Origin of the sequence: Pseudomonas syringae pv. tomato str. DC3000 (assembly GCF_000007805.1) — a bacterium.
In the GTDB taxonomy this organism is placed as follows: domain Bacteria; phylum Pseudomonadota; class Gammaproteobacteria; order Pseudomonadales; family Pseudomonadaceae; genus Aquipseudomonas; species Aquipseudomonas avellanae.
In genome coordinates this window covers 421,623-441,673 of record NC_004578.1, presented here as the reverse complement: position 1 = coordinate 441,673, position 20,051 = coordinate 421,623, and the positions used below count along the sequence as shown (strand labels likewise).

Below are 20,051 nucleotides of genomic sequence, written 5' to 3'. Positions count from 1 at the left end.
CAGCCAGACGCCAACAATTTATCCACAGATGCACCAACAGACTTTGGGAATAACTTGGGTCGGCGGAATTGTGCCCTGTGGAAAACTTGAGGCAAGTCCACCTACGCCTCCTGCGAAAGAAACCATCAACACTGGCTCAAACTTTGATCATTTTTTGCACAAACCTCTAGAGATCAAGCATTTAAAGGCGTGCAGACAACCATGAACAACTTACCCACAGGCACACCAACAGAGATTGTGGGCAAATACGCAAACTCGTTTCCGAGACGTTTTTTTATCCACATTCAAGATCACTACCGTCGAAGGCAAGCTGCTCATTTTTTGATCACCACCCTACAGGCCACGTTATCCGTGACGTTTGGTAACCGGCCAACACGTTATCCACAGGCGCACACACAGAGAATGTGTGTAACTCGATCACCTCACCTGACAACGCCTTCGTCAATCAACAACTTCAGTATCGCCGCCGCGCTTTGTTCGGGTGACAGGCCCTTCAAGACCTGTCCCGAACCCCCGCTGGCCTTGGCAGTAGCCGCTTTCATACGGTCCGCGCCACTCTTGGCCTTGATCACCTTAAGACGCTTGGGGCGCGGCTTGGCAGGCTGCAGTGATTGAGCTGTGAATAAGTCGTCAATCACCGTTTCAATCTTGTCCACATCCAGAATTCCGCGCTGCGCAGGCCCATAAGCACTTTGCCGAGGCGCAGGCGCTGCGTTATCCACAGTGGCGAGAAACGGCAAACGAACCTTGAGACGACGACGCTGACCACGTGGCAATGCCTGCAAAACCAGTGCGGTGCCGTTACTCAGCGACTCGACCTCAGCAAGCCCCGTCACCAGCGGCCAGCCGAGCCCCTCGGCCAGCAGAAACGGCAGCATGCCCGAGCCTTCGCCGGTTTCCGCCTGGCTGCCAGCCAGCACCATCTGTGCGCCAGAGTCGCGTATGTAATCGGTCAGCGCGGCCAGCGCGTCAGCACCGTCTGGCTGCTCAAGCACATGCAGTTCGCTCAAGCCCATGCCCAGATAGGCGCGCAATGCTGGCTCTGCAGGATTGCCGGCGTGCAGCACCTGCAAGTTATCCCCAACCAGTTGCAAGCCAAGTTCCACTGCCCGCGCATCCTGTTCGGCGCGCCGCGCACGGCCTGATGTCGGGTGCGCGCCTACGGAAACCAGGCTGATGATCTGTACGTCATGTTTATCCACAGGCACGTCAGGCCGCATCACGCTTCTCCCCGTTACGCCAGGCTTGGACTGCTGCGACCAAGGCGGTGAGGATTTCGCCACCATCACCAATGACCGACAAATCAGCGCGTTTGATCATGTCGCAGCCCGCATCCAGATTGATCGCAATGACCTTGTCGCAGGCACCAATACCTTGCAGATGCTGAATCGCCCCGGAGATGCCGACAGCGAGGTAAACCCGCGCGGTGACCCAAGTGCCGCTGGCGCCCACTTGACGCTCGCGCCCCATAAAACCATCGTCCACCGCCACCCGCGAAGCCCCCTCGGTTGCGCCAAGGACCAGCGCGGCGCGGTGGAAAAGATCCCAGTCCTTGACGCCATTACCGCCAGACAGAATGAACTCCGCTTCGGCCATGGGGATAACTGCCGGGTCAACCGCCACTGCGCCTAGGTCTTCAATGCGCGACAAGCTGCGTGCAGCGCCTGTGGATAACTCGACAGGCAATGCTTCGTGACGGGTTTCACTGACCGGCTCGGCACACTCGACGTCGGCCAGCATCAAACGCGCCAAGGGACGCACAAGGTCTTCGCGCCCTGCCCCGGCGCGGCTTGTGCAGTGCTCGCCCTTGACCTGCCAGACCCGCGTTGCAGGACGTTCGCCAAGGCTGGCCGCAAAGCGCCGCCCCAGTTCACCACCGCCAGTGCGGCTGTCAGGAAATACCCAGCGTTGCGGGCCAAACTGGTTATCCACAGCGCGCAAACCCTGCACGCGCTGTTCAGGGGAGTAGCCATCGGACTCGTTACCGTCGAGCAACAACAGGCGGTCCACACCTGCACTGTCGAACGCCGTCTCTTTATGCTCGCCGAACACCACCGCCAGCACCGCGCCTTCGGCCCCCGCCAATTGACGCGCCAGGCCCAGCACGTCGCGATCATGGCTGCTCAAACGACCGCCGACCATGTCGGGAACAACGTTGATATAGAACGCTGGCGTAGCGATCACATGCAGCGGCAACTGGACGTCGGACACCACCGAACGCTTGCTCGTCCCGCCCTGCTGCGCGCCGCTACGGTCGATGCGCTTGATGCCATTGGGGCCGATAAACCCCAGGCCATGCACGTTCTTGCGCATCAAGCCGTTGGGACCCATCCAGCTGCTTTGTGCGGGCTGCATGGCCGCGTGCAGCGGGTGCAGTCGATTACGAGCGATCCATTGAGCACGAGGATCGCGGCGGATAATGTCGCTCATCAGTGCACCTCCGCGGGTTCACGTTTGGCGGCAACAGACGGGCTGGGGATAACTTCTTCAACCAGCGCATCAGCCACCAGCTCGGCGATATCCTTGATCAGCGGGCGCGGTTCAACCACACCTTCAAGCATGGCCGTGCATTGTGGACAACCCACCGCCACCACCTCGGCAGCGGTTTGACGAATGTCGTCCATACGCATGTCGGGAATCCGCTGTTTGCCGGGGATGTCCGTAATCGGTGCGCCGCCCCCACCACCGCAGCAGCGAGAACGAAAGCCGGAGCGCTGCATCTCCCTGACTTCGATACCCAGCGCGCGCAGCACTTCACGCGGTGCTTCGTATTCGCCGTTGTAGCGGCCCAGGTAACACGGGTCGTGATAGGTGACGCTGGCGCCTTTGTGCTGGCTCAGATTCAGGGTGCCGCGCTGTACCAGTTCGGCCATGAAGGTGCTGTGATGCTGCACCTGATAGTCACCGCCCAATGCGCCGTATTCGTTTTTCAGCACATGAAAGCTGTGCGGGTCGCAGGTCACGATGCGTTTGAAGTGGTACTGGGCCAGGGTCTGAATGTTGCGGCGGGCGAGCGTCTGAAAAGTCGCCTCATCGCCCAGACGCCGAGCCACGTCACCGCTGTCGCGCTCTTCAAGGCCCAGCACGGCGAAATCCACCCTGGCCGCCTTGAGGACTTTGACGAACGCACGCAGCGTGCGTTGATTGCGCATGTCAAACGCGCCATCGCCAACCCAGAACAGCACGTCTACTGTCTTCCTCACGCTGAGCAGATCAAGGTTCAGGTCGGCGGCCCAGTTCATTCGTCCGCCCGGTGCGAAGCCGCCGGGGTTGTCGGTGGCGATCAGGTTATCCAGCACTTGCGCGCCTTTGTTCGGCGTTGCGCCTTTTTCCAGGGTCAGGTAGCGGCGCATGTCGACGATGGCATCAACGTGCTCGATCATCATCGGGCACTCTTCGACACACGCGCGGCAGGTGGTGCAGGACCACAGCGTCTCGGCATCCACCAGACCGTTGACGATGGGCTGATGCGGGTTGCCGCCATGCTCGCCCAGTGGCTTGCCTTTGCCATCAAGCGATGGGTACGGGCTGCCGGCAAATTTTGCGTCGGTGCCGCCGGCAAGGCCGACGACCATGTCCTGGATCAGCTTCTTGGGGTTCAGCGGCTGACCCGCCGCGAACGCCGGGCACGCTGCTTCACATTTGCCGCACTGCACGCAGGCGTCGAAACCCAGCAACTGGTTCCAGGTGAAGTCTGCGGGCTTCTCGACACCCAGCGGTGCAGTCCGATCATTCAGATCAAGCGGTTTCAACCCGGTGGAACGTCCACCGCCAAAACGCTCGGCACGGCGATGCCAGGCCAGGTGCAAGGCCCCGGCGAAAGCGTGCTTCATCGGGCCGCCCCAGGTCATGCCGAAGAACAGCTCGCTCACGCCCCACAACACACCCAACCCGAGAATGGCGACCAGCACCCAGCCACCGAAGTGTTCGGGAAGAATACCGGCCACCGGCAACGTGACCAGAAAGAAGCTCGCGGAAAACGCCATCAGGCTTTTCGGCAGGCGCATCCACGGTCCTTTGGACAAACGCGCAGGCGGGTTGAGGCGACGGCGATAGACAAACACTGCGCCGACGAACATCACTGCGGTCATCAGCAATAGCGCGTAGCCCAGCACACGGTTATGCAGACCGAAACCATGCACCAGAATCGCCAGCACAACCGAGGCGACCGCGCCGCCTGCCGTCGCCACATGCGTGTTGGCGATGTATTTGTCACGGGCAACCACGTGGTGCAGATCGACCATGTAGCGCTTGGGCATGGCCAACAGCCCGCCGAGCAGATCGACTCTGGAAGCACGGCCCATGCGCCACATATTCACCCGCCGCCAGGCACCCAGCGCCGCGAGGGCCAGGGCGCTGAACAGCAGGATGGGGAGAAGGGTGTCTAGCATCACGTTGACCTCAGGTGCGAGCTTTAAGGTGCGGGCTTTAAGCTGCAAGCCTCAAGCTGCAAGAAAAAGCACGGGGCAAAGGCTCTTACTTGCAGCTTACAGCTGACAACTTGCCGCTGCGGTCAGAAATCCTTGCACAGCCGCAAGCCGTCGTAGATCGCTGCATGGGTATTGCGCTGCGCCACGCAGTCGCCGATGCGGAACAGCAAATAACCGTCGCCCGGCTGGCTCAATGAAGGCTGCGGCTCAATGGCGAACAGTGCGTCGATGTCTATCTGGCCCTTGTTGCGCGAGCCTTCCTTGAGTGCGTAGTAAATCGCTTCGTCCGGGCGCACACCGTTTTCCACCACCACCTGATCGACCACCCGCTCTTCCTTGGCCCCGGTGTATTCGTTTTCCAGCACCGCGACCAGCTTGTCGCCCTCGCGATAGACCTTTTCCAGCATCATGTCGCCGGTCATGATCACTTCCTTGGGGTACATGCTGCGGTAGTAGGTCGGGAACGACGTACCGCCGATCGCCACACCCGGCTTGATGTCATCGGTGACGATCTCGACCTGGCAGCCCTTATCGGCCAGGAAGTCAGCCACCGACATGCCGGTGAACTCGCAGATGGTGTCGTAGACCAGCACGTTCTTGCCTGGCGCGACCTTGCCGTCCAGTACGTCCCAACTGCTGACCACCAGCCCTTCTGCCGCGCCCCAGTGTTCGTTCTGTTCCAGAAACGGATGACCGCCCACTGCCAGCACCACGATGTCCGGGCGCAGGTCGAGGATGGTCGCCGCATCGGCGGCTGTGCCAAGGCGCAGATCGACTTTCAGGCGCGCCAGCTCAAGCTGGAACCAGCGCGTGATGCCGGCAATCTGGTCGCGCTGCGGTGCTTTCGATGCGGTGGTGATCTGCCCGCCGATAAACGCCTTTTTCTCGAACAGGGTCACGTCATGGCCGCGCTCGGCAGAAACCCGCGCAGCTTCCATGCCGGCAGGGCCAGCCCCGACCACCACGACCTTGCGTTTCGGCCCGGCGGATTTTTCGATGATATGCGGCACGCCCATGTATTCGCGGGACGTAGCGGCGTTCTGGATGCACAGCACATCCAGCCCTTGATACTGACGGTCGATGCAGTAGTTGGCGCCCACGCATTGTTTGATCTGGTCGATCTGACCCATCTTGATCTTGGCGATCAGGTGCGGGTCGGCGATGTGCGCGCGGGTCATGCCGACCATGTCGACGTAGCCACCTTCCAGAATGCGCGTGGCCTGGTTTGGGTCCTTGATGTTCTGCGCGTGCAGCACCGGCGCTTTCACCACTTCCTTGATACCGGCCGCCAGATGCAGGAACGGTTCCGGTGGGTAACTCATGTTCGGGATGACGTTGGCCAGAGTGTTGTGGGTGTCGCAGCCCGAGCCCACCACGCCGAGGAAATCGATCAGGCCAGTGTCGTCGTAATACTTGGCGATCTGTTTCATGTCCTCGTGGCTCAGGCCATCAGGGTGAAATTCATCGCCGCAGATGCGCAGGCCCACGCAGAAATCAGGGCCGACTTCCTTGCGCACCGCCTTGATGACTTCCAGGCCGAAGCGCATGCGGTTCTCAAAACTGCCGCCCCATTCATCGGTGCGCTTGTTGACGCGCGGGCTCCAGAACTGGTCGATCATGTGCTGATGCACGGCAGACAATTCGACGCCGTCCAGCCCACCAGCCTTGGCGCGAGCCGCTGCGCTGGCGTAATTGCCGATCACGCGCCAGATTTCTTCCGGTTCGATGGTCTTGCAGGTCGCCCGGTGCACCGGCTCGCGGATGCCCGATGGCGACATCAGGGTCGGCCAGTGATCACCATCCCAGCGCGAGCGTCGGCCCATGTGGGTAATCTGGATCATGATCTTCGCGCCGTGCTTGTGCATGGCGTCGGCGAGGTTCTGAAAATGCGGGATAATTCTGTCGGTCGCCAGATTGACCGACTTCCACCAGCCTTGCGGGCTGTCAATGGCCACGCTCGACGAGCCGCCGCAGATCGCCAGGCCAATACCGCCCTTGGCTTTCTCTTCGTAATACTTCACGTAACGGTCAGTGGTCATGCCGCCGTCGGTGGCGTACACCTCGGCGTGCGCGGTGCTGAGCACACGGTTGCGGATTGTCAGTTTGCCGATCTGGATCGGCTGGAACATCGCTTCGAAAGCCATAACGCGATCCTCGATTTACAGCGGCTTGACGACAAACAGTCCGTCGTCGTGACCTTCTTCGGAGCCACCGTAAATCTGCTCGGCAACGGTCCGGATCGAGCTGCCACTGGCGGCGAGTATCTGGTCCATCGCACCGGCGAACCAGCCGGTGAACATGTAATCGACCTTGCGCCCGACCTTGCCGTAGACGTACACAAAGCATGAATGCTCAAGCTTGACGCTGGCGGTGCCTTTCTCGATATCGATGTCCTGAATCCTGAACAGCCCCCAGCCGCGTTGCGACAGGCGTTTCATGTAGTGCTCGAACACCGCAACACCCTGCAGACCATGGCATTCGGCCTCTTTTTCACACCAGTGCCAGGCAGATTTGTAGCCGGCCTTGTAGAGAATGTCGGCGTAGGCGTCGGCGCCCAGTACTTCTTCGATGCCTATGTGGTTGTTGACGAAAAAGTGCCGTGGCACGTAGAGCATCGGTAACGCATCGGAGGTCCAGACACCGGTTTCGCTGTCGACTTCGATGGGCAGTTGCGGGGCGATTTTAGCCATGGGGTCAAACTCCAGATAAGAGGGGCTACACCCACCGCCATCAGGGCCATGGGGGTTCAATTCGATAAGGTTTGGCTGGCGGGTTACTCGCCCCAGACGTCCGCCAGCACGTTTACCCAGTTCTCGCCCATGATCTTGCGCACCACGCGCTCGGGGTGACCGCGCCTGAGCAGGGTTTCAGTGAGGTTGGGGAACTCGCCCACGGTGCGGATGCCCAGCGGGTTGATGATCTTGCCGAAGCTGGTCAGGCGGCGGGCGTAGCCCTTGTCATGGGTCAGGTATTCAAAAAAGTCCTGACCGTGGCCCTGGGTGAAATCGGTGCCGATACCGATGGCATCCTCGCCCACGATGTTCATCACGTATTCGATGGCTTCGGCGTAATCGTCGATGGTCGACTCGATGCCCTTGGCCAGAAACGGCGCGAACATGGTCACGCCGACAAAGCCGCCGTGGTCGGCAATAAACTTCAGTTCAGCGTCGGATTTGTTGCGCGGGTGCTCTTTGAGGCCGGAAGGCAGGCAGTGGGAATAACAGACTGGTTTCTTCGATTCGAGAATGACTTCTTCAGAGGTTTTCGACCCTACGTGGGACAGGTCGCACATCACCCCGACGCGGTTCATTTCAGCGACGATTTCGCGGCCGAAACCCGACAGGCCACCGTCGCGTTCGTAACACCCGGTGCCGACCAGGTTCTGCGTGTTGTAGCACATCTGCACGATGCCGACGCCGAGCTGCTTGAAGATCTCGACGTAGCCGATCTGGTCTTCGTAGGCATGCGCATTCTGGAAGCCGAAGAGGATGCCGGTCTTGCCCAGCTCCTTGGCCTTGCGGATGTCGGCGGTGGTGTGCACCGGCATGACCAGGTCGCTGTTCTCGCGCATCAGTTTCTGGCTGGTACAGATGCTGTTGATAGTGGCTTGAAAGCCTTCCCATACCGATACGGTGCAGTTGGCCATGGTCAGGCCGCCCTTGCGCATGTCTTCAAACAGCTCGCGGTTCCACTTGGCGATGATCAGCCCGTCAATAACGATGCTGTCGGCGTGCAGTTCGGCTGGGCTCATCAGGCTGTCCCCTTTTTTGCTTGCGGCGCGCCGAATCGGCTGTCGGCGCTAATGAGGCCAGCATATGCCGGAGGATCAGGTGAGCCGGGTGCAAAAACGACAGGGGGTTTGCCGAAAGCGTCAAGATGCGACAAAGGGTGACGGCGTATCGTCCTGCGATGTCGTAAACCTGTTCATTGTCTCGCGCTTGAGACAGAATCCAGCGTATCAATGGATCGGAGCGACTCGATGAAAACGTTTTTGCTGACCTTGGCCCTGATGGCGACGGCTGTAACAGGCGTGCAGGCTGCTCAGAACCCGGACGCTTCGCCTTGTGACGGTGTCGACGACGACAAGCAGACCCTGGAATGCTCGGTTTACAGCCGCACGACCGCAGAAGAATTGCTTAAGGAAAATTTCAACAACCTGCTCAAGCGTGTTCAGTCGCAGTTCGTCGCCAACAAGACGCAGTACAACGACTTTACGAGCAAACTCAAGACGGCTCAGCAGGCGTGGGAAAAGCTGCGTGATGCCGATTGCGCGGTCGATGTGTTCCCTTCTGCCGCCGGCAGCAAGGCGTTCACCATCAGTGAAAACGACTGTATTGCGCGCATGAGCGATGAGCGTTCGGAATACCTGGAGTCGATTGCGCAGGAATAACGGCTACGATGAGATAACCTGTTTCTTTATATGAACCAGCTCATCAGGTTTTCTCATGATTATTTGCGGTGTAGAAATCAAAGGCAGCGAAGCCATTTTCGCCCTCGCCACCCGCCAAGGCGGTGATATAGGGCATTTGCCACTCGCCACCAAAAAGCTTGCGCTGGAAGACGACGACGAGGCCGCCAACGTCAAAGTCTTCGCCTCACAGCTCGCAGGCTTCGTGCGCGAAAACGGCGTCAGCCATGTGGTGATCAAAAAACGCAGCAAGAAAGGCGAATTCGCCGGCGGCCCGACCACGTTCAAGATCGAAACCATTTTTCAACTGATGTCCGATTGCGAAGTCCTGTTGATCTCGCCGCAGACCATCAATGCGCAGAACAAGAAACACAACTTCGCCTTGCCCGACACCCTGAACAAGTATCAGCACGAGGCGTACAAGGCGGCGTGTGCGGGGTTGATGAAAAGCGTTTAGTTGCGAAGACCGGACGCAGAGCGTCCAGAACGGCATACGACGTGGAGCGTCGCAAGATAACCGCACGCTCTGCGTCACAAATCCAAGCCTCGCAACCAATATCAAAGCGCTATAAAGAAACCCGCATTTCTGCGGGTTTCTTCAATGCTCGATCAACTCAGTTGATCTTGGCATCCAGCTCGCCACGGGCGTAGCGTTCGAACATGGCGTCCAGGGAGACCGGTTTGATCTTCGAGGCGTTGCCAGCGGTGCCGAATGCTTCGTAACGCGCGATGCACACGTCGCGCATGGCCGAAACGGTTTTGGCCAGGTACTTGCGCGGGTCGAACTCGCTTGGGTGTTTGGCCATGAATTCGCGGATGGCACCGGTAGAAGCCAGACGCAGGTCAGTGTCGATGTTGACCTTGCGCACGCCGTGCTTGATGCCTTCAACGATTTCTTCGACCGGCACGCCGTACGTTTCTTTGATGTCGCCGCCGAACTCGTTGATGATCTTCAGCCATTCCTGTGGGACCGATGAAGAACCGTGCATCACAAGGTGAGTGTTCGGGATGCGCTTGTGGATCTCTTTGATCCGCTCGATCGCCAGGATGTCGCCGGTAGGCGGCTTGGTGAACTTGTACGCGCCGTGGCTGGTGCCGATGGCGATGGCCAGTGCATCAACCTGGGTGCGCTTGACGAAGTCAGCCGCTTCCTCGGGGTCAGTCAGCATCTGGCTGTGGTCCAGAACGCCCTCTGCGCCAACGCCGTCTTCTTCACCGGCCATGCCGGTTTCCAGCGAACCCAGAACACCCAGCTCGCCTTCCACGGAAACACCGCAGGCGTGGGCAAAGGCCACTACGCGACGGGTCACATCGACGTTGTAGTCATAGTCAGCCGGGGTCTTGCCGTCTTCACGCAGCGAGCCGTCCATCATGACCGAGCTGAAGCCCAGCTGGATCGAGCGCTGGCAGATATCAGGGCTGGTGCCGTGGTCCTGGTGCATGACCACCGGGATGTGCGGAAACTCTTCAATTGCCGCCAGAATCAGGTGGCGCAGGAACGGCGCACCGGCGTATTTGCGGGCACCGGCAGAAGCCTGAACGATCACCGGGGAGTCGGTCTTGTCGGCCGCTTCCATAATGGCGCGCATCTGTTCCAGGTTGTTTACGTTGAAAGCTGGAACGCCATAGCCGAATTCGGCTGCGTGGTCCAACATCTGGCGCATGCTGATAAGTGCCATTGTCTGTCTCTCTCCCGGTAGGGTCGTTATCGTGCAAGCCTGCCGTAGTGGCGGCTGCTATTCAAGTTATAGGCACGGCCACAAGGGCCGGGCGTGTGTGCGCGTGATCCGGCTTATCGGGCCTTGCAGCCGCGACCGATCAGATCGTTGGTAGCGTCCCAGTAGATCAGGCCCTCGCTACCCTTGTTGACGAATGCCAACACGTTGTTGCTGTACAGCGTTCCGCTGGCAGCGCCGGGTTCAGCCTTGAGCCTGAACACCTGGTCGCTCTGATTGAGGCGAACATCGACTTCCTTTTTGGCCGAGTCGATGTAGCGCCAGTTGACCTCTGCATTGCTGTCGCAGACCCAACGGTTCCAAGGATCATTCTGCTGCGGTGTGCTCATGCTCGAACAACCGCCAAGCAGTGCAAAAACCCCAAGGGCAATCACGCCTTTCATCACGTCTCCTGGCTGCTCGGAAAAATATTCATTCAATAAAAACCACCGAAGCCGGTCAATCGTGACTGACCGGTCTCAGGCCTGAACTACAGGCAACCCACGCTGCCGGTTTTGCGCGGCATGAATTCGTACCGATCCCACACCTCCGGCCCGCCACGCTTGTAGATCACCGGCACGGTCTCGGCTTGCCAGCCCGCCTGATAGCAGCTCAGCTGGAGCGGCTGGGTCTGGGAATCACTCTCCACCTCATCAGCCGCAGGTTTGCCCGCGCAACCGGCCAGCAAACCTGCGATGAGAAACCACGGTAACGCCCTGACCATTGACTACTCCTTGTCCAAAGCCACTACTCAGGCCCTGGCACGTTGTTCGAGCATTTCAACCGCTGGCAGAACCTTGCCTTCCACGAATTCGAGGAACGCACCGCCACCGGTCGAAATATAGGAAATCTGATCTGCCACACCGTACTTGTCGATCGCGGCCAGGGTGTCGCCACCACCCGCGATGGAGAACGCTTTGCTTTCAGCAATGGCCTTGGCCAGCGTTTTGGTGCCTTCACCGAACTGGTCGAATTCGAACACGCCAACCGGACCGTTCCACAGGATAGTCCCGGAAGATTTCAACAGTTCGGCGAAGTGCGCAGCAGTCTGTGGACCAATATCCAGAATCATGTCGTCGTCGGCCACATCGGCGATCAGCTTGACGGTTGCAGTGGCACTCTCGGCGAATTCCTTGGCAACCACCACGTCAGTCGGCAACGGCACGCTGACCTTGGCGGCAATGGCGCGCGCGGTGTCGAGCAGGTCTGGCTCGTAAAGCGATTTACCGACCTTGTGACCGGCTGCAGCCAGAAAGGTGTTGGCAATCCCGCCGCCAACAATCAACTGATCGCAGATCGCGCTCAGGCTGTTGAGCACGTCCAGCTTGGTGGACACTTTGGAGCCGGCAACAATAGCAGCCATTGGCTGAGCCGGAGCGCCCAGCGCCTTGCCCAGCGCTTCCAGTTCGGCAGCCAGCAACGGGCCAGCAGCGGCAACCTTGGCGTATTTGGCCACGCCGTGGGTCGAGCCTTCAGCGCGGTGAGCGGTGCCAAAAGCGTCCATCACGAACACGTCGCACAGGGCCGCGTACTTCTGCGCCAGCTCGTCGGCGTTCTTTTTCTCGCCCTTGTTGAAGCGAACGTTCTCGAACAGCACGATATCGCCCGCCTTGACGTCAACGCCGTCCAGGTAATCGGCGACCAGCGGAACGTCACGACCCAATGCCTTGCTCAGGTATTCAGCAACCGGCTTGAGGCTGTTTTCAGCAGAAAACTCGCCCTCGGTCGGACGGCCAAGGTGCGAGCAGACCATGACAGCCGCGCCTTTTTCCAGCGCCAGCCTGATGGTCGGCAGCGAAGCAAGAATACGTGCATCGCTGCTGACAACGCCGTCCTTTATCGGGACGTTGAGGTCTTCGCGGATCAGTACACGTTTACCTTGCAGATCGAGGTCGGTCATCTTCAAGACGGTCATGAGCATTCCTGTTTTTTTACTGTTATTGGTCAGCGACGCGCAAAAAGTGATCAGCGACGTCGAGCATTCGATTGGCAAAGCCCCACTCGTTATCGAACCAGGCCAGCAGATTCACCAGCCTTGGACCAGAAACGCGGGTCTGACTCGCATCGACAATCGACGAATGCGGGTCATGATTGAAATCGCAACTGGCGTGCGGCAACTCAGTGTAGGCCAGCAGCCCCTTGAGCGGGCCGCTGGTGGCAGCCTCGCGCAGGATACGGTTGATTTCCACGGCATCGGTGTCCCGCGCCGTTTGCAATGTGATGTCCAGGCACGACACATTGACGGTCGGCACACGAACAGCTTTGGCCTGAATTCGGCCGGCAAGTTCCGGAAGCAGCCGCTCGATTCCCCTCGCCAGACCGGTGGACACCGGAATGATTGACTGGAACGCCGAGCGTGTGCGGCGCAGATCTTCGTGGTGATAAGCATCGATCACCGGTTGATCGTTCATCGCCGAGTGGATTGTGGTGATGGTGATGTATTCAAGCCCGATGGCCTGATCCAGCAAACGCAGCAGCGGCACACTGCAGTTGGTGGTGCACGACGCTGCGGAAACCAGTAATTCCCGGCCGGTCATTTTCTGCTGATTGATGCCGAACACCACAGTGGCATCGACATCGCGCTCACTGGCCATCGGCTGGGAAAACAGCACCCGTGGCGCGCCGGCCGCGAGAAAACGCTGGCCGTCGTCACGGGTGTTGTAAACACCTGAGCATTCAAGCACCAGATCGACTTCCAGCCCGGCCCAGTCGATGCCCTCCGGCGTCGCACTGCGCAGCACCTTGATACGGTGGTCGTTGATATGCAGGTATTGCCCTTCGACCCGCACTTCGCCGGGAAACCGGCCATGTGTGGAGTCAAAGCGCGTGAGGTATTCGAGACTGGCCATGTCAGCCAGATCGTTGATGGCAACCACTTCAAACCCGGCCTTGGTCCCCCGCTCGCACAACGCGCGTACAACACAACGGCCAATACGGCCGTAACCGTTCAGAGCAACTTTGTAAGGGCGGGGCTGGGGCATGACATTTTCGCCAGGGAATAACAGTCATGTGGGAGCGGACTTGTCCGCGAATGGGAGCACTCGGTGTAGCTGATTTACCGAGTTGCTGCATTCGCGGACAAGTCCGCTCCCACAAAATCAAACACAAACCATCAAGCAGCTGATCAGTCTTCCAGCAGCTCTTCAGCAATGCTCAGGACGTTTTCCAGCGTGAAGCCGAACTCTTCGAACAGCAGCGGCGCAGGCGCCGACTCGCCGAAGGTGGTCATGCCGATCACGCGGCCTTCCAGGCCCACGTATTTGTACCAGTAGTCGGCATGGGCCGCTTCGATGGCGATACGTGCGCTGACCTGAAGCGGCAGAACGGCTTGCTTGTAGCCCGCGTCCTGCGCTTCGAACACGCTGGTGCATGGCATGGAAACCACACGAACGTTGCGACCCTGAGCGGTCAGCTTTTCGTAGGCTTCAACGGCCAGACCGACTTCAGAGCCGGTCGCGATCAGGATCAGCTCGGGTTCTGCAGCGCAGTCGCGCAATACATAACCACCACGAGCGATGGCATCTATTTGCTGCTGTTCGCGCGCCTGGTGAGTCAGGTTCTGACGCGAGAAGATCAGCGCGGACGGGCCGTCGTTACGCTCCAGCGAGTATTTCCAGGCCACAGCCGATTCAACGGCATCTGCCGGACGCCAGGTGTCCAGGTTCGGCGTGGTACGCAGGCTGGTCAGCTGCTCGATTGGCTGGTGAGTCGGACCGTCTTCGCCCAGACCGATAGAGTCATGGGTGAACACGTAGATCACGCGCTTCTTCATCAACGAGGCCATACGCACCGCATTGCGCGCGTATTCCATGAAGATCAGGAAGGTTGCGCCGTATGGCACGAAGCCACCGTGCAGAGCGATACCGTTCATCATGGCGGCCATGCCGAATTCGCGAACGCCGTAATGCAGGTAGTTGCCGTTAGGGTCTTCGCCGGTGATGCTCTTGCAGCCTTTCCAGATGGTCAGGTTGGAACCGGCCAGGTCAGCCGAACCGCCGAGAATTTCCGGCAGCAACGGGCCCAGTGCGCTCAGCGCGTTCTGACTGGCCTTGCGGCTGGCAATGGTTTCGCCCTTGGCGTTGACTTCGGCAACGTAAGCCGCCGACTTCTCGGCAAAGTCAGCAGGCAGTTCGCCGCTCATGCGACGGATAAATTCATTGGCCAGCTCCGGGAAGGCAGCAGAGTAGGCAGCAAAGCGCTGGTCCCACTCGGCTTCAACAGCCAGACCTTTTTCCTTCGCATTCCACTCGGCGTAGATATCAGCCGGGATTTCAAAAGGACCATGGTTCCACTTCAGGGCAGCGCGGGTCAGGGCGATTTCGTCAGCGCCCAGCGGTGCACCGTGGGATTCTTCCTTACCCTGCTTGTTCGGCGAGCCGAAACCGATGGTGGTCTTGCAGCAGATCAGCGTTGGCTGATCGCTTTTGCGGGCCGTGTCGATGGCGGTCTTGATCTCGTCGGCGTCATGACCGTCGACATTGCGAATGACCTGCCAGCCGTAGGCTTCAAAGCGCTTTGGCGTGTCATCGGTGAACCAGCCTTCAACTTCGCCGTCGATGGAGATGCCGTTGTCATCGTAGAACGCGATCAGTTTGCCCAGTTGCAGCGTACCGGCCAGGGAGGCGACTTCGTGAGAAATGCCTTCCATCATGCAGCCATCACCCATGAACACGTAGGTATGGTGATCAACGATGGAGTGGCCTGGACGGTTGAACTGTGCAGCGAGTGTCTTCTCGGCAGCGGCGAAACCGACGGCATTGGCAAAACCCTGACCCAGTGGGCCAGTGGTGGTTTCAACGCCTGGGGTGTAGCCGAACTCCGGGTGGCCCGGCGTGCGGCTGTGCAACTGACGGAAGTTTTTCAGATCGTCGATGGACAGGTCATAGCCGGTCAGGTGCAGCAGTGAATAGACCAGCATCGAGCCGTGGCCGTTGGACATGATGAAGCGGTCACGGTCGGCAAACGACGGGTTGGTCGGGTTGTGTTTCAGATAATCGCGCCACAGAACCTCCGCGATATCCGCCATGCCCATCGGGGCACCCGGATGGCCGCTGTTGGCTTTTTGCACGGCATCCATGCTTAGGGCACGAATAGCATTGGCACGCTCACGACGGCTTGGCATCGCTGATCTCCTGGGAATTGTAAAATTAGGATCGGAAAAAAGACTGCCATTTTCCCTCAGGGACAGGCCGGGGGCAATCACAGATAGTCGACCATAGGCTTTTTTCCTGCATCACGGACATTATTTGGTCTGTAAGAACTGGATTACCCATCAGCGCGACAAGTTCACAACGCCTGACCGATGCCACCCATCAAGCAATATCAAAACTTTTTGATATTGCCCTTGCGACGTTCAGGATCGCTCTTTAGACTGCGCAACCATGAACCTGCGCGTACCTGCCATTCGCCATGACGCCTGCGACGACCTCTCTGCATTGTGCAAGGCCGGCGGCGACCCTTTGCGACTGAATGTACTGCGCGCGCTGAGCAACGATTCGTTTGGCGTGCTGGAACTGGCGCAGATTTTTGCCATTGGCCAGTCCGGCATGAGTCACCACCTCAAAGTGCTGGCGCAGGCTGATCTGGTTGCGACAAGGCGTGAAGGCAATGCGATTTTCTACCGTCGCGCCCTGCCGCATACCGATCTGCCCGGCGGCAGGCTGCATGCAGCGTTGCTCGATGAAATCGATACGCTAGGCTTGCCCGATGATGTTCAGGGGCGTATCAGCCTGGTGCATCGCCAGCGCGCACTGGCCAGCCAGGACTTTTTTGCCCGCACTGCAGAGAAATTTCGCGCTCAGCAAGACCTGATTGCAGGGCTGGCGCAATACAGCGAGAGCCTGCTGACGCTGCTCGACAAACTGAGCTTCGGTGCGCAGGCAACGGCGCTGGAAGTAGGCCCCGGGGACGGCGGCTTTCTGCCAGAGCTGGCGCAACGCTTCCAGCAGGTGATTGCCATGGACAGCAGCCCGGCCATGCTTGAACTGGCGCGGGGCCTGTGCGAGCGCAGGGCACTGGCTAACGTTGAGCTGAGACTGGCCGATGCACTGACCGACACTAAAGTCAGTGCCGATTGTGTCGTCCTCAACATGGTGCTTCACCACTTTGCAGCACCGGCCGAAGCCTTGAGGCAACTGGCCGACCATGTAAAACCCGGCGGTAGCTTGCTGGTAACAGAACTGTGTAGTCATGACCAGAGTTGGGCCAGAGAGGCCTGTGGCGATCTCTGGTTAGGTTTCGAGCAGGAAGACCTGGCCCGTTGGGCCATCGCTGCGGGGCTAGTTCCCGGGGAAAGCCTCTATGTAGGCTTACGTAATGGTTTCCAGATCCAGGTTCGCCATTTTCAGCGACCGGCTGGCAACACTCACCATCGGTAAAATGAAGGAAACCCGTAGAGATGAGCGAATACTCACTTTTCACCTCCGAGTCCGTGTCCGAAGGGCATCCGGACAAGATCGCCGACCAGATTTCCGACGCGGTTCTGGACGCCATCATCGCTGAAGACAAATACGCCCGTGTAGCGTGCGAAACGCTGGTCAAGACCGGCGTTGCAATCATCGCTGGCGAAGTGTCGACTTCGGCCTGGGTCGATCTGGAAGACATCGTGCGTAACGTCATCCTCGACATCGGCTACAACAGCTCCGACGTCGGCTTCGACGGCGCGACCTGCGGCGTGATGAATATCATCGGCAAGCAGTCGGTGGACATCGCTCAGGGCGTTGACCGCAGCAAGCCTGAAGATCAGGGCGCTGGCGACCAGGGCCTGATGTTCGGCTATGCCAGCAACGAAACCGACGTGCTGATGCCAGCGCCGATCACCTTCTCTCACCAGTTGGTACAGCGTCAGGCCGAAGCCCGCAAATCCGGCCTGCTGCCGTGGTTGCGCCCGGATGCAAAATCCCAGGTCACTTGCCGCTATGAAAACGGCAAAGTGGTCGGCGTCGATGCCATCGTCCTGTCGACCCAGCACAACCCGGATGTGTCCTACAAAGACCTGCGCGAAGGCGTAATGGAACTGATCGTCAAGCACGTCATTCCTGCGCACCTGCTGCACAAGGACACCCAGTTCCACATCAACCCGACCGGCAACTTCATCATCGGTGGCCCGGTAGGCGACTGTGGTCTGACCGGTCGCAAGATCATCGTCGACACCTACGGCGGCATGGCCCGTCACGGTGGCGGTGCGTTCTCCGGCAAGGATCCATCGAAGGTTGACCGTTCGGCGGCCTACGCCGGTCGTTACGTGGCCAAGAACATCGTCGCTGCCGGTCTGGCCGAGCGCTGCGAAATTCAGGTGTCCTACGCCATCGGTGTGGCTCAGCCTACGTCGATCTCGCTGAACACCTTCGGCACCGGCAAGCTGTCGGACGACAAGATCATCAAGCTGGTCCGCGACAACTTCGATCTGCGTCCTTACGCAATCACCACCATGCTCGACCTGCTGCACCCGATGTACCAGGCCACTGCGGCCTACGGCCACTTCGGTCGTACCCCGGTCGAAATGACCGTTGGCGATGACACCTTCACCGCCTTCACCTGGGAAAAAACCGACCGCGCCGACGCCCTGCGCGCCGCTGCCGGCCTGTAAAAACCCCGAAAGAAGCCCCGAACGACCAAGTCGTTCGGGGCTTTTTTTCGCCTGAAGATTATCGTGCGACGCTCCGCGTCGCATGCCGTTCTGGACGCTCTGCGTCCTCTCATCAAACATGCGGCACCGGGCTTCGGCAAAACCCGGTAACCAGACCTCTCGGCGATAAACCACACCAGCAGCTAGCCTCATCGGGCCAATTCCTAAAGCAAGGATGCTTCGATGTTGCCTGCCTTACGCCTGATGACCTGCGCCCTCCTGACTTTTTTCACAACGCTCAGCCATGCCAGCCAGTGCCCCGACTGGTCTCACGCCAGGGCGAGCAGCGAAATCACAGCCCTGCAACAGCAAATAGCCAGCTGGGACGACAGTTACCACCGGCAAGGCCTCTCGCAAATCCCGGACGAGCTTTATGACCAATCCCGGCAAAAGCTGAACGACTGGCGTTCGTGCTTTGCAGTGTCTACACCTCAGGCCAATCCGCTGAAAACCGCCACTGGCCCGCTGGCACACCCCGTCCCGCACACAGGTGTGAACAAACTCGCGGACGAGAAAGACGTCAAGGCCTGGCTCAAGGGCAGAACCGATCTGTGGATTCAGCCCAAGGTCGATGGCGTGGCGGTCACGCTGGTCTACGACGAGGGCAGGCTCGTGCAGGCGATCAGTCGCGGTGACGGGACACAAGGCCAGGACTGGACCCCACAGGCACGGCTGATCAAGGCGATCCCTCAACAGTTACCCCAGCCCGACTCGCTGATCCTGCAGGGCGAACTGTATTGGCGACTGACCGACCACGTACAGGCGGCGTCCGGCAGCGTCAATGCTCGCAGCAAGGTGGCAGGCATGCTGGCCCGGCAGACCATCAGCCCGCAACAGGCCGACGCCATCGGCTTGTTCGTCTGGGACTGGCCAGACGGGCCTGCCGATATGGCTCAGCGACTCGCCGGCCTGCAAGCCATGGGTTTTAACCACAGTGTTGCGTACACGCACCCGCTGGAAAACCACGCTCAGGCAGCAGATTGGCGCGAGCATTGGTATCGCAACCCTCTGCCGTTCGCCACAGACGGCGTGATCATGCGCCAGGGTCAACGGCCACCGGCGCAGCGCTGGCAGGCCAGCGCGCCCTACTGGATTGCTGCCTGGAAACATCCCTATGCCCAAGCGCTGGCGGAGGTGCGCAAGGTGCATTTCAACATCGGCCGCACCGGCAAGATCGCACCGGTGCTGGAACTGACGCCAGTGCGCCTCGATGATCGCACCGTCAGCCGTATCAGCGCAGGTTCACTGTCACGCTGGGAAAAACTCGACATAAGGCCGGGCGACCATATCGCCGTGAGCCTGGCCGGGTTGACCATCCCTCGGCTCGACGGCGTGGTCTCTCGTGCCGCCGAGCGCGCTGAAATGAGCGTTCCGCACGCCAGCGACTATCATGAATCGAGCTGCTGGCAAGCCGCACCCGGCTGCGAAAGCCAGTTCCGCGCCAGGCTGGTGTGGCTCAGCGGCAAGAAGGGTTTAGCCTTGCCAGGCGTGGGTCCGGGGACTTGGGACAAGCTCATTGAAAGCGGCCACATCAGTGGCTTGCTCGATTGGATGACCCTGAATCATGCTGAGCTTGCTAACATTCCCGGCCTCGCCGAGCGCAGCAGCGATAAACTGCTCGACAGCCTGCAAACAGCCCGTGAAAGGCCCTTCCAGACATGGCTCAAGGCCATTGGCTTGCCGCCTGCCGGGAATGCAAAACTGCCTGATAACTGGCACGACCTGGCCGAACGCAGCGTCGAGCAATGGCAGGCAGAACCGGGTATTGGTCCAGGGCGCGCGGCAAAACTCAGGGCATTTTTTCAGGACCCACACGTACAGGCACTAAGCCAGCAATTGCAGGCTCAGGGCATTTCAGGTTTTAAGTAGCG

At 59.5% G+C, this 20,051-nt stretch carries 17 protein-coding genes; 5 read left to right on the top strand and 12 right to left on the bottom strand.

Annotation, left to right across the window (positions count from 1 at the left end; translation table 11 throughout):
• Nucleotides 1-422 precede the first annotated feature (422 nt).
• The 6 genes from PSPTO_RS02090 to PSPTO_RS02065 all read right to left on the bottom strand — a co-directional run bounded on the left by PSPTO_RS02090 (nucleotide 423) and on the right by PSPTO_RS02065 (nucleotide 8,181).
• Complete coding sequence (locus PSPTO_RS02090) at nucleotides 423-1,220, bottom strand: electron transfer flavoprotein subunit beta (protein WP_011103131.1); 798 nt, start codon at nucleotides 1,218-1,220, stop codon at nucleotides 423-425.
• Nucleotides 1,210-2,430: an electron transfer flavoprotein subunit alpha/FixB family protein gene (locus PSPTO_RS02085; RefSeq protein WP_046463890.1), complete on the bottom strand. Its 1,221-nt coding sequence runs from the start codon at nucleotides 2,428-2,430 to the stop codon at nucleotides 1,210-1,212. The genes PSPTO_RS02090 and PSPTO_RS02085 overlap by 11 nt, the downstream gene beginning before the upstream one ends.
• Nucleotides 2,430-4,391, bottom strand: coding sequence for a dimethylglycine demethylation protein DgcB (gene dgcB / locus PSPTO_RS02080; RefSeq protein WP_046463891.1), 1,962 nt, complete (start codon nucleotides 4,389-4,391; stop codon nucleotides 2,430-2,432). Before dgcB ends, PSPTO_RS02085 begins: the two co-directional genes overlap by 1 nt.
• Nucleotides 4,392-4,513: 122 nt before the next feature.
• Complete coding sequence (gene dgcA / locus PSPTO_RS02075; RefSeq protein ID WP_011103128.1) at nucleotides 4,514-6,574, bottom strand: dimethylglycine demethylation protein DgcA; 2,061 nt, start codon at nucleotides 6,572-6,574, stop codon at nucleotides 4,514-4,516.
• Between the two features lie 15 nt (nucleotides 6,575-6,589).
• Nucleotides 6,590-7,120: a DUF5943 domain-containing protein gene (locus tag PSPTO_RS02070; protein WP_011103127.1), complete on the bottom strand. Its 531-nt coding sequence runs from the start codon at nucleotides 7,118-7,120 to the stop codon at nucleotides 6,590-6,592.
• Nucleotides 7,121-7,203: 83 nt separating this feature from the next.
• Nucleotides 7,204-8,181 (bottom strand): dipeptidase, encoded by a 978-nt coding sequence (locus PSPTO_RS02065; protein ID WP_003382379.1) that lies wholly within the window; start codon nucleotides 8,179-8,181, stop codon nucleotides 7,204-7,206.
• Nucleotides 8,182-8,409: 228 nt separating this feature from the next.
• Here PSPTO_RS02065 and PSPTO_RS02060 point away from each other — a divergent pair, with 228 nt between their 5' ends.
• Both PSPTO_RS02060 and PSPTO_RS02055 read left to right on the top strand, forming a co-directional pair.
• Nucleotides 8,410-8,820 (top strand): lysozyme inhibitor LprI family protein, encoded by a 411-nt coding sequence (locus PSPTO_RS02060; RefSeq protein WP_005763567.1) that lies wholly within the window; start codon nucleotides 8,410-8,412, stop codon nucleotides 8,818-8,820.
• A 55-nt stretch (nucleotides 8,821-8,875) separates the two neighbouring features.
• Entirely contained in the window at nucleotides 8,876-9,295 is a 420-nt protein-coding gene (locus tag PSPTO_RS02055) for a DUF3010 family protein (protein ID WP_005763565.1), read from the top strand.
• A gap of 157 nt (nucleotides 9,296-9,452) precedes the next feature.
• On the opposite strand, the gene fba is transcribed toward PSPTO_RS02055, so the two are convergent.
• From fba to tkt, 6 genes are all read right to left on the bottom strand, one after another.
• A complete protein-coding gene (gene fba, locus PSPTO_RS02050; protein ID WP_005763563.1) occupies nucleotides 9,453-10,517 on the bottom strand; it encodes a class II fructose-bisphosphate aldolase in 1,065 nt (354 codons plus the stop codon).
• Between the two features lie 113 nt (nucleotides 10,518-10,630).
• Nucleotides 10,631-10,957 carry an MliC family protein gene (locus tag PSPTO_RS02045; protein WP_003382373.1) on the bottom strand — a complete coding sequence of 109 codons (327 nt, stop codon included), beginning with the start codon at nucleotides 10,955-10,957 and terminating at the stop codon, nucleotides 10,631-10,633.
• 86 nt (nucleotides 10,958-11,043) lie between these two features.
• Nucleotides 11,044-11,277: a lipoprotein gene (locus tag PSPTO_RS02040; RefSeq protein WP_003382372.1), complete on the bottom strand. Its 234-nt coding sequence runs from the start codon at nucleotides 11,275-11,277 to the stop codon at nucleotides 11,044-11,046.
• A 27-nt stretch (nucleotides 11,278-11,304) separates the two neighbouring features.
• The gene (locus tag PSPTO_RS02035; protein WP_005763560.1) at nucleotides 11,305-12,468 is read right to left on the bottom strand and encodes a phosphoglycerate kinase; all 1,164 of its coding nucleotides are present in this window, start codon (nucleotides 12,466-12,468) and stop codon (nucleotides 11,305-11,307) included.
• A gap of 22 nt (nucleotides 12,469-12,490) precedes the next feature.
• Nucleotides 12,491-13,534 (bottom strand): erythrose-4-phosphate dehydrogenase, encoded by a 1,044-nt coding sequence (gene epd, locus PSPTO_RS02030; RefSeq protein WP_011103126.1) that lies wholly within the window; start codon nucleotides 13,532-13,534, stop codon nucleotides 12,491-12,493.
• 143 nt (nucleotides 13,535-13,677) lie between these two features.
• On the bottom strand, nucleotides 13,678-15,675 hold the full coding sequence (gene tkt, locus PSPTO_RS02025) for a transketolase (protein ID WP_007244559.1): 1,998 nt from the start codon (nucleotides 15,673-15,675) through the stop codon (nucleotides 13,678-13,680).
• 259 nt (nucleotides 15,676-15,934) lie between these two features.
• Between tkt and PSPTO_RS02020 the strand changes: the two genes are divergently transcribed.
• The 3 genes from PSPTO_RS02020 to ligB all read left to right on the top strand — a co-directional run bounded on the left by PSPTO_RS02020 (nucleotide 15,935) and on the right by ligB (nucleotide 20,049).
• Nucleotides 15,935-16,930, top strand: a complete 996-nt coding sequence (locus tag PSPTO_RS02020; protein WP_005763555.1) for an ArsR/SmtB family transcription factor — start codon at nucleotides 15,935-15,937, stop codon at nucleotides 16,928-16,930.
• Between the two features lie 20 nt (nucleotides 16,931-16,950).
• Nucleotides 16,951-18,141 (top strand): methionine adenosyltransferase, encoded by a 1,191-nt coding sequence (gene metK, locus PSPTO_RS02015; RefSeq protein WP_002555698.1) that lies wholly within the window; start codon nucleotides 16,951-16,953, stop codon nucleotides 18,139-18,141.
• 222 nt (nucleotides 18,142-18,363) lie between these two features.
• A complete protein-coding gene (gene ligB / locus PSPTO_RS02010) occupies nucleotides 18,364-20,049 on the top strand; it encodes an NAD-dependent DNA ligase LigB (RefSeq protein ID WP_011103125.1) in 1,686 nt (561 codons plus the stop codon).
• Nucleotides 20,050-20,051: the final 2 nt, after the last annotated feature.

Bases quoted from the DNA above. Each gene is read 5' to 3' on its own strand.
- epd (WP_011103126.1), bottom strand. From the start codon at position 13,534: ATGCCCCAGCCCCGCCCTTACAAAGTTGCTCTGAACGGTTACGGCCGT.
- dgcB (WP_046463891.1), bottom strand. From the start codon at position 4,391: ATGCTAGACACCCTTCTCCCCATCCTGCTGTTCAGCGCCCTGGCCCTC.
- PSPTO_RS02070 (WP_011103127.1), bottom strand. From the start codon at position 7,120: ATGGCTAAAATCGCCCCGCAACTGCCCATCGAAGTCGACAGCGAAACC.
- PSPTO_RS02060 (WP_005763567.1), top strand. From the start codon at position 8,410: ATGAAAACGTTTTTGCTGACCTTGGCCCTGATGGCGACGGCTGTAACA.
- fba (WP_005763563.1), bottom strand. From the start codon at position 10,517: ATGGCACTTATCAGCATGCGCCAGATGTTGGACCACGCAGCCGAATTC.
- tkt (WP_007244559.1), bottom strand. From the start codon at position 15,675: ATGCCAAGCCGTCGTGAGCGTGCCAATGCTATTCGTGCCCTAAGCATG.
- PSPTO_RS02020 (WP_005763555.1), top strand. From the start codon at position 15,935: ATGAACCTGCGCGTACCTGCCATTCGCCATGACGCCTGCGACGACCTC.
- PSPTO_RS02045 (WP_003382373.1), bottom strand. From the start codon at position 10,957: ATGAAAGGCGTGATTGCCCTTGGGGTTTTTGCACTGCTTGGCGGTTGT.
- PSPTO_RS02055 (WP_005763565.1), top strand. From the start codon at position 8,876: ATGATTATTTGCGGTGTAGAAATCAAAGGCAGCGAAGCCATTTTCGCC.
- ligB (WP_011103125.1), top strand. From the start codon at position 18,364: ATGTTGCCTGCCTTACGCCTGATGACCTGCGCCCTCCTGACTTTTTTC.
- dgcA (WP_011103128.1), bottom strand. From the start codon at position 6,574: ATGGCTTTCGAAGCGATGTTCCAGCCGATCCAGATCGGCAAACTGACA.
- PSPTO_RS02035 (WP_005763560.1), bottom strand. From the start codon at position 12,468: ATGACCGTCTTGAAGATGACCGACCTCGATCTGCAAGGTAAACGTGTA.
- PSPTO_RS02090 (WP_011103131.1), bottom strand. From the start codon at position 1,220: ATGCGGCCTGACGTGCCTGTGGATAAACATGACGTACAGATCATCAGC.
- PSPTO_RS02040 (WP_003382372.1), bottom strand. From the start codon at position 11,277: ATGGTCAGGGCGTTACCGTGGTTTCTCATCGCAGGTTTGCTGGCCGGT.
- PSPTO_RS02065 (WP_003382379.1), bottom strand. From the start codon at position 8,181: ATGAGCCCAGCCGAACTGCACGCCGACAGCATCGTTATTGACGGGCTG.
- metK (WP_002555698.1), top strand. From the start codon at position 16,951: ATGAGCGAATACTCACTTTTCACCTCCGAGTCCGTGTCCGAAGGGCAT.
- PSPTO_RS02085 (WP_046463890.1), bottom strand. From the start codon at position 2,430: ATGAGCGACATTATCCGCCGCGATCCTCGTGCTCAATGGATCGCTCGT.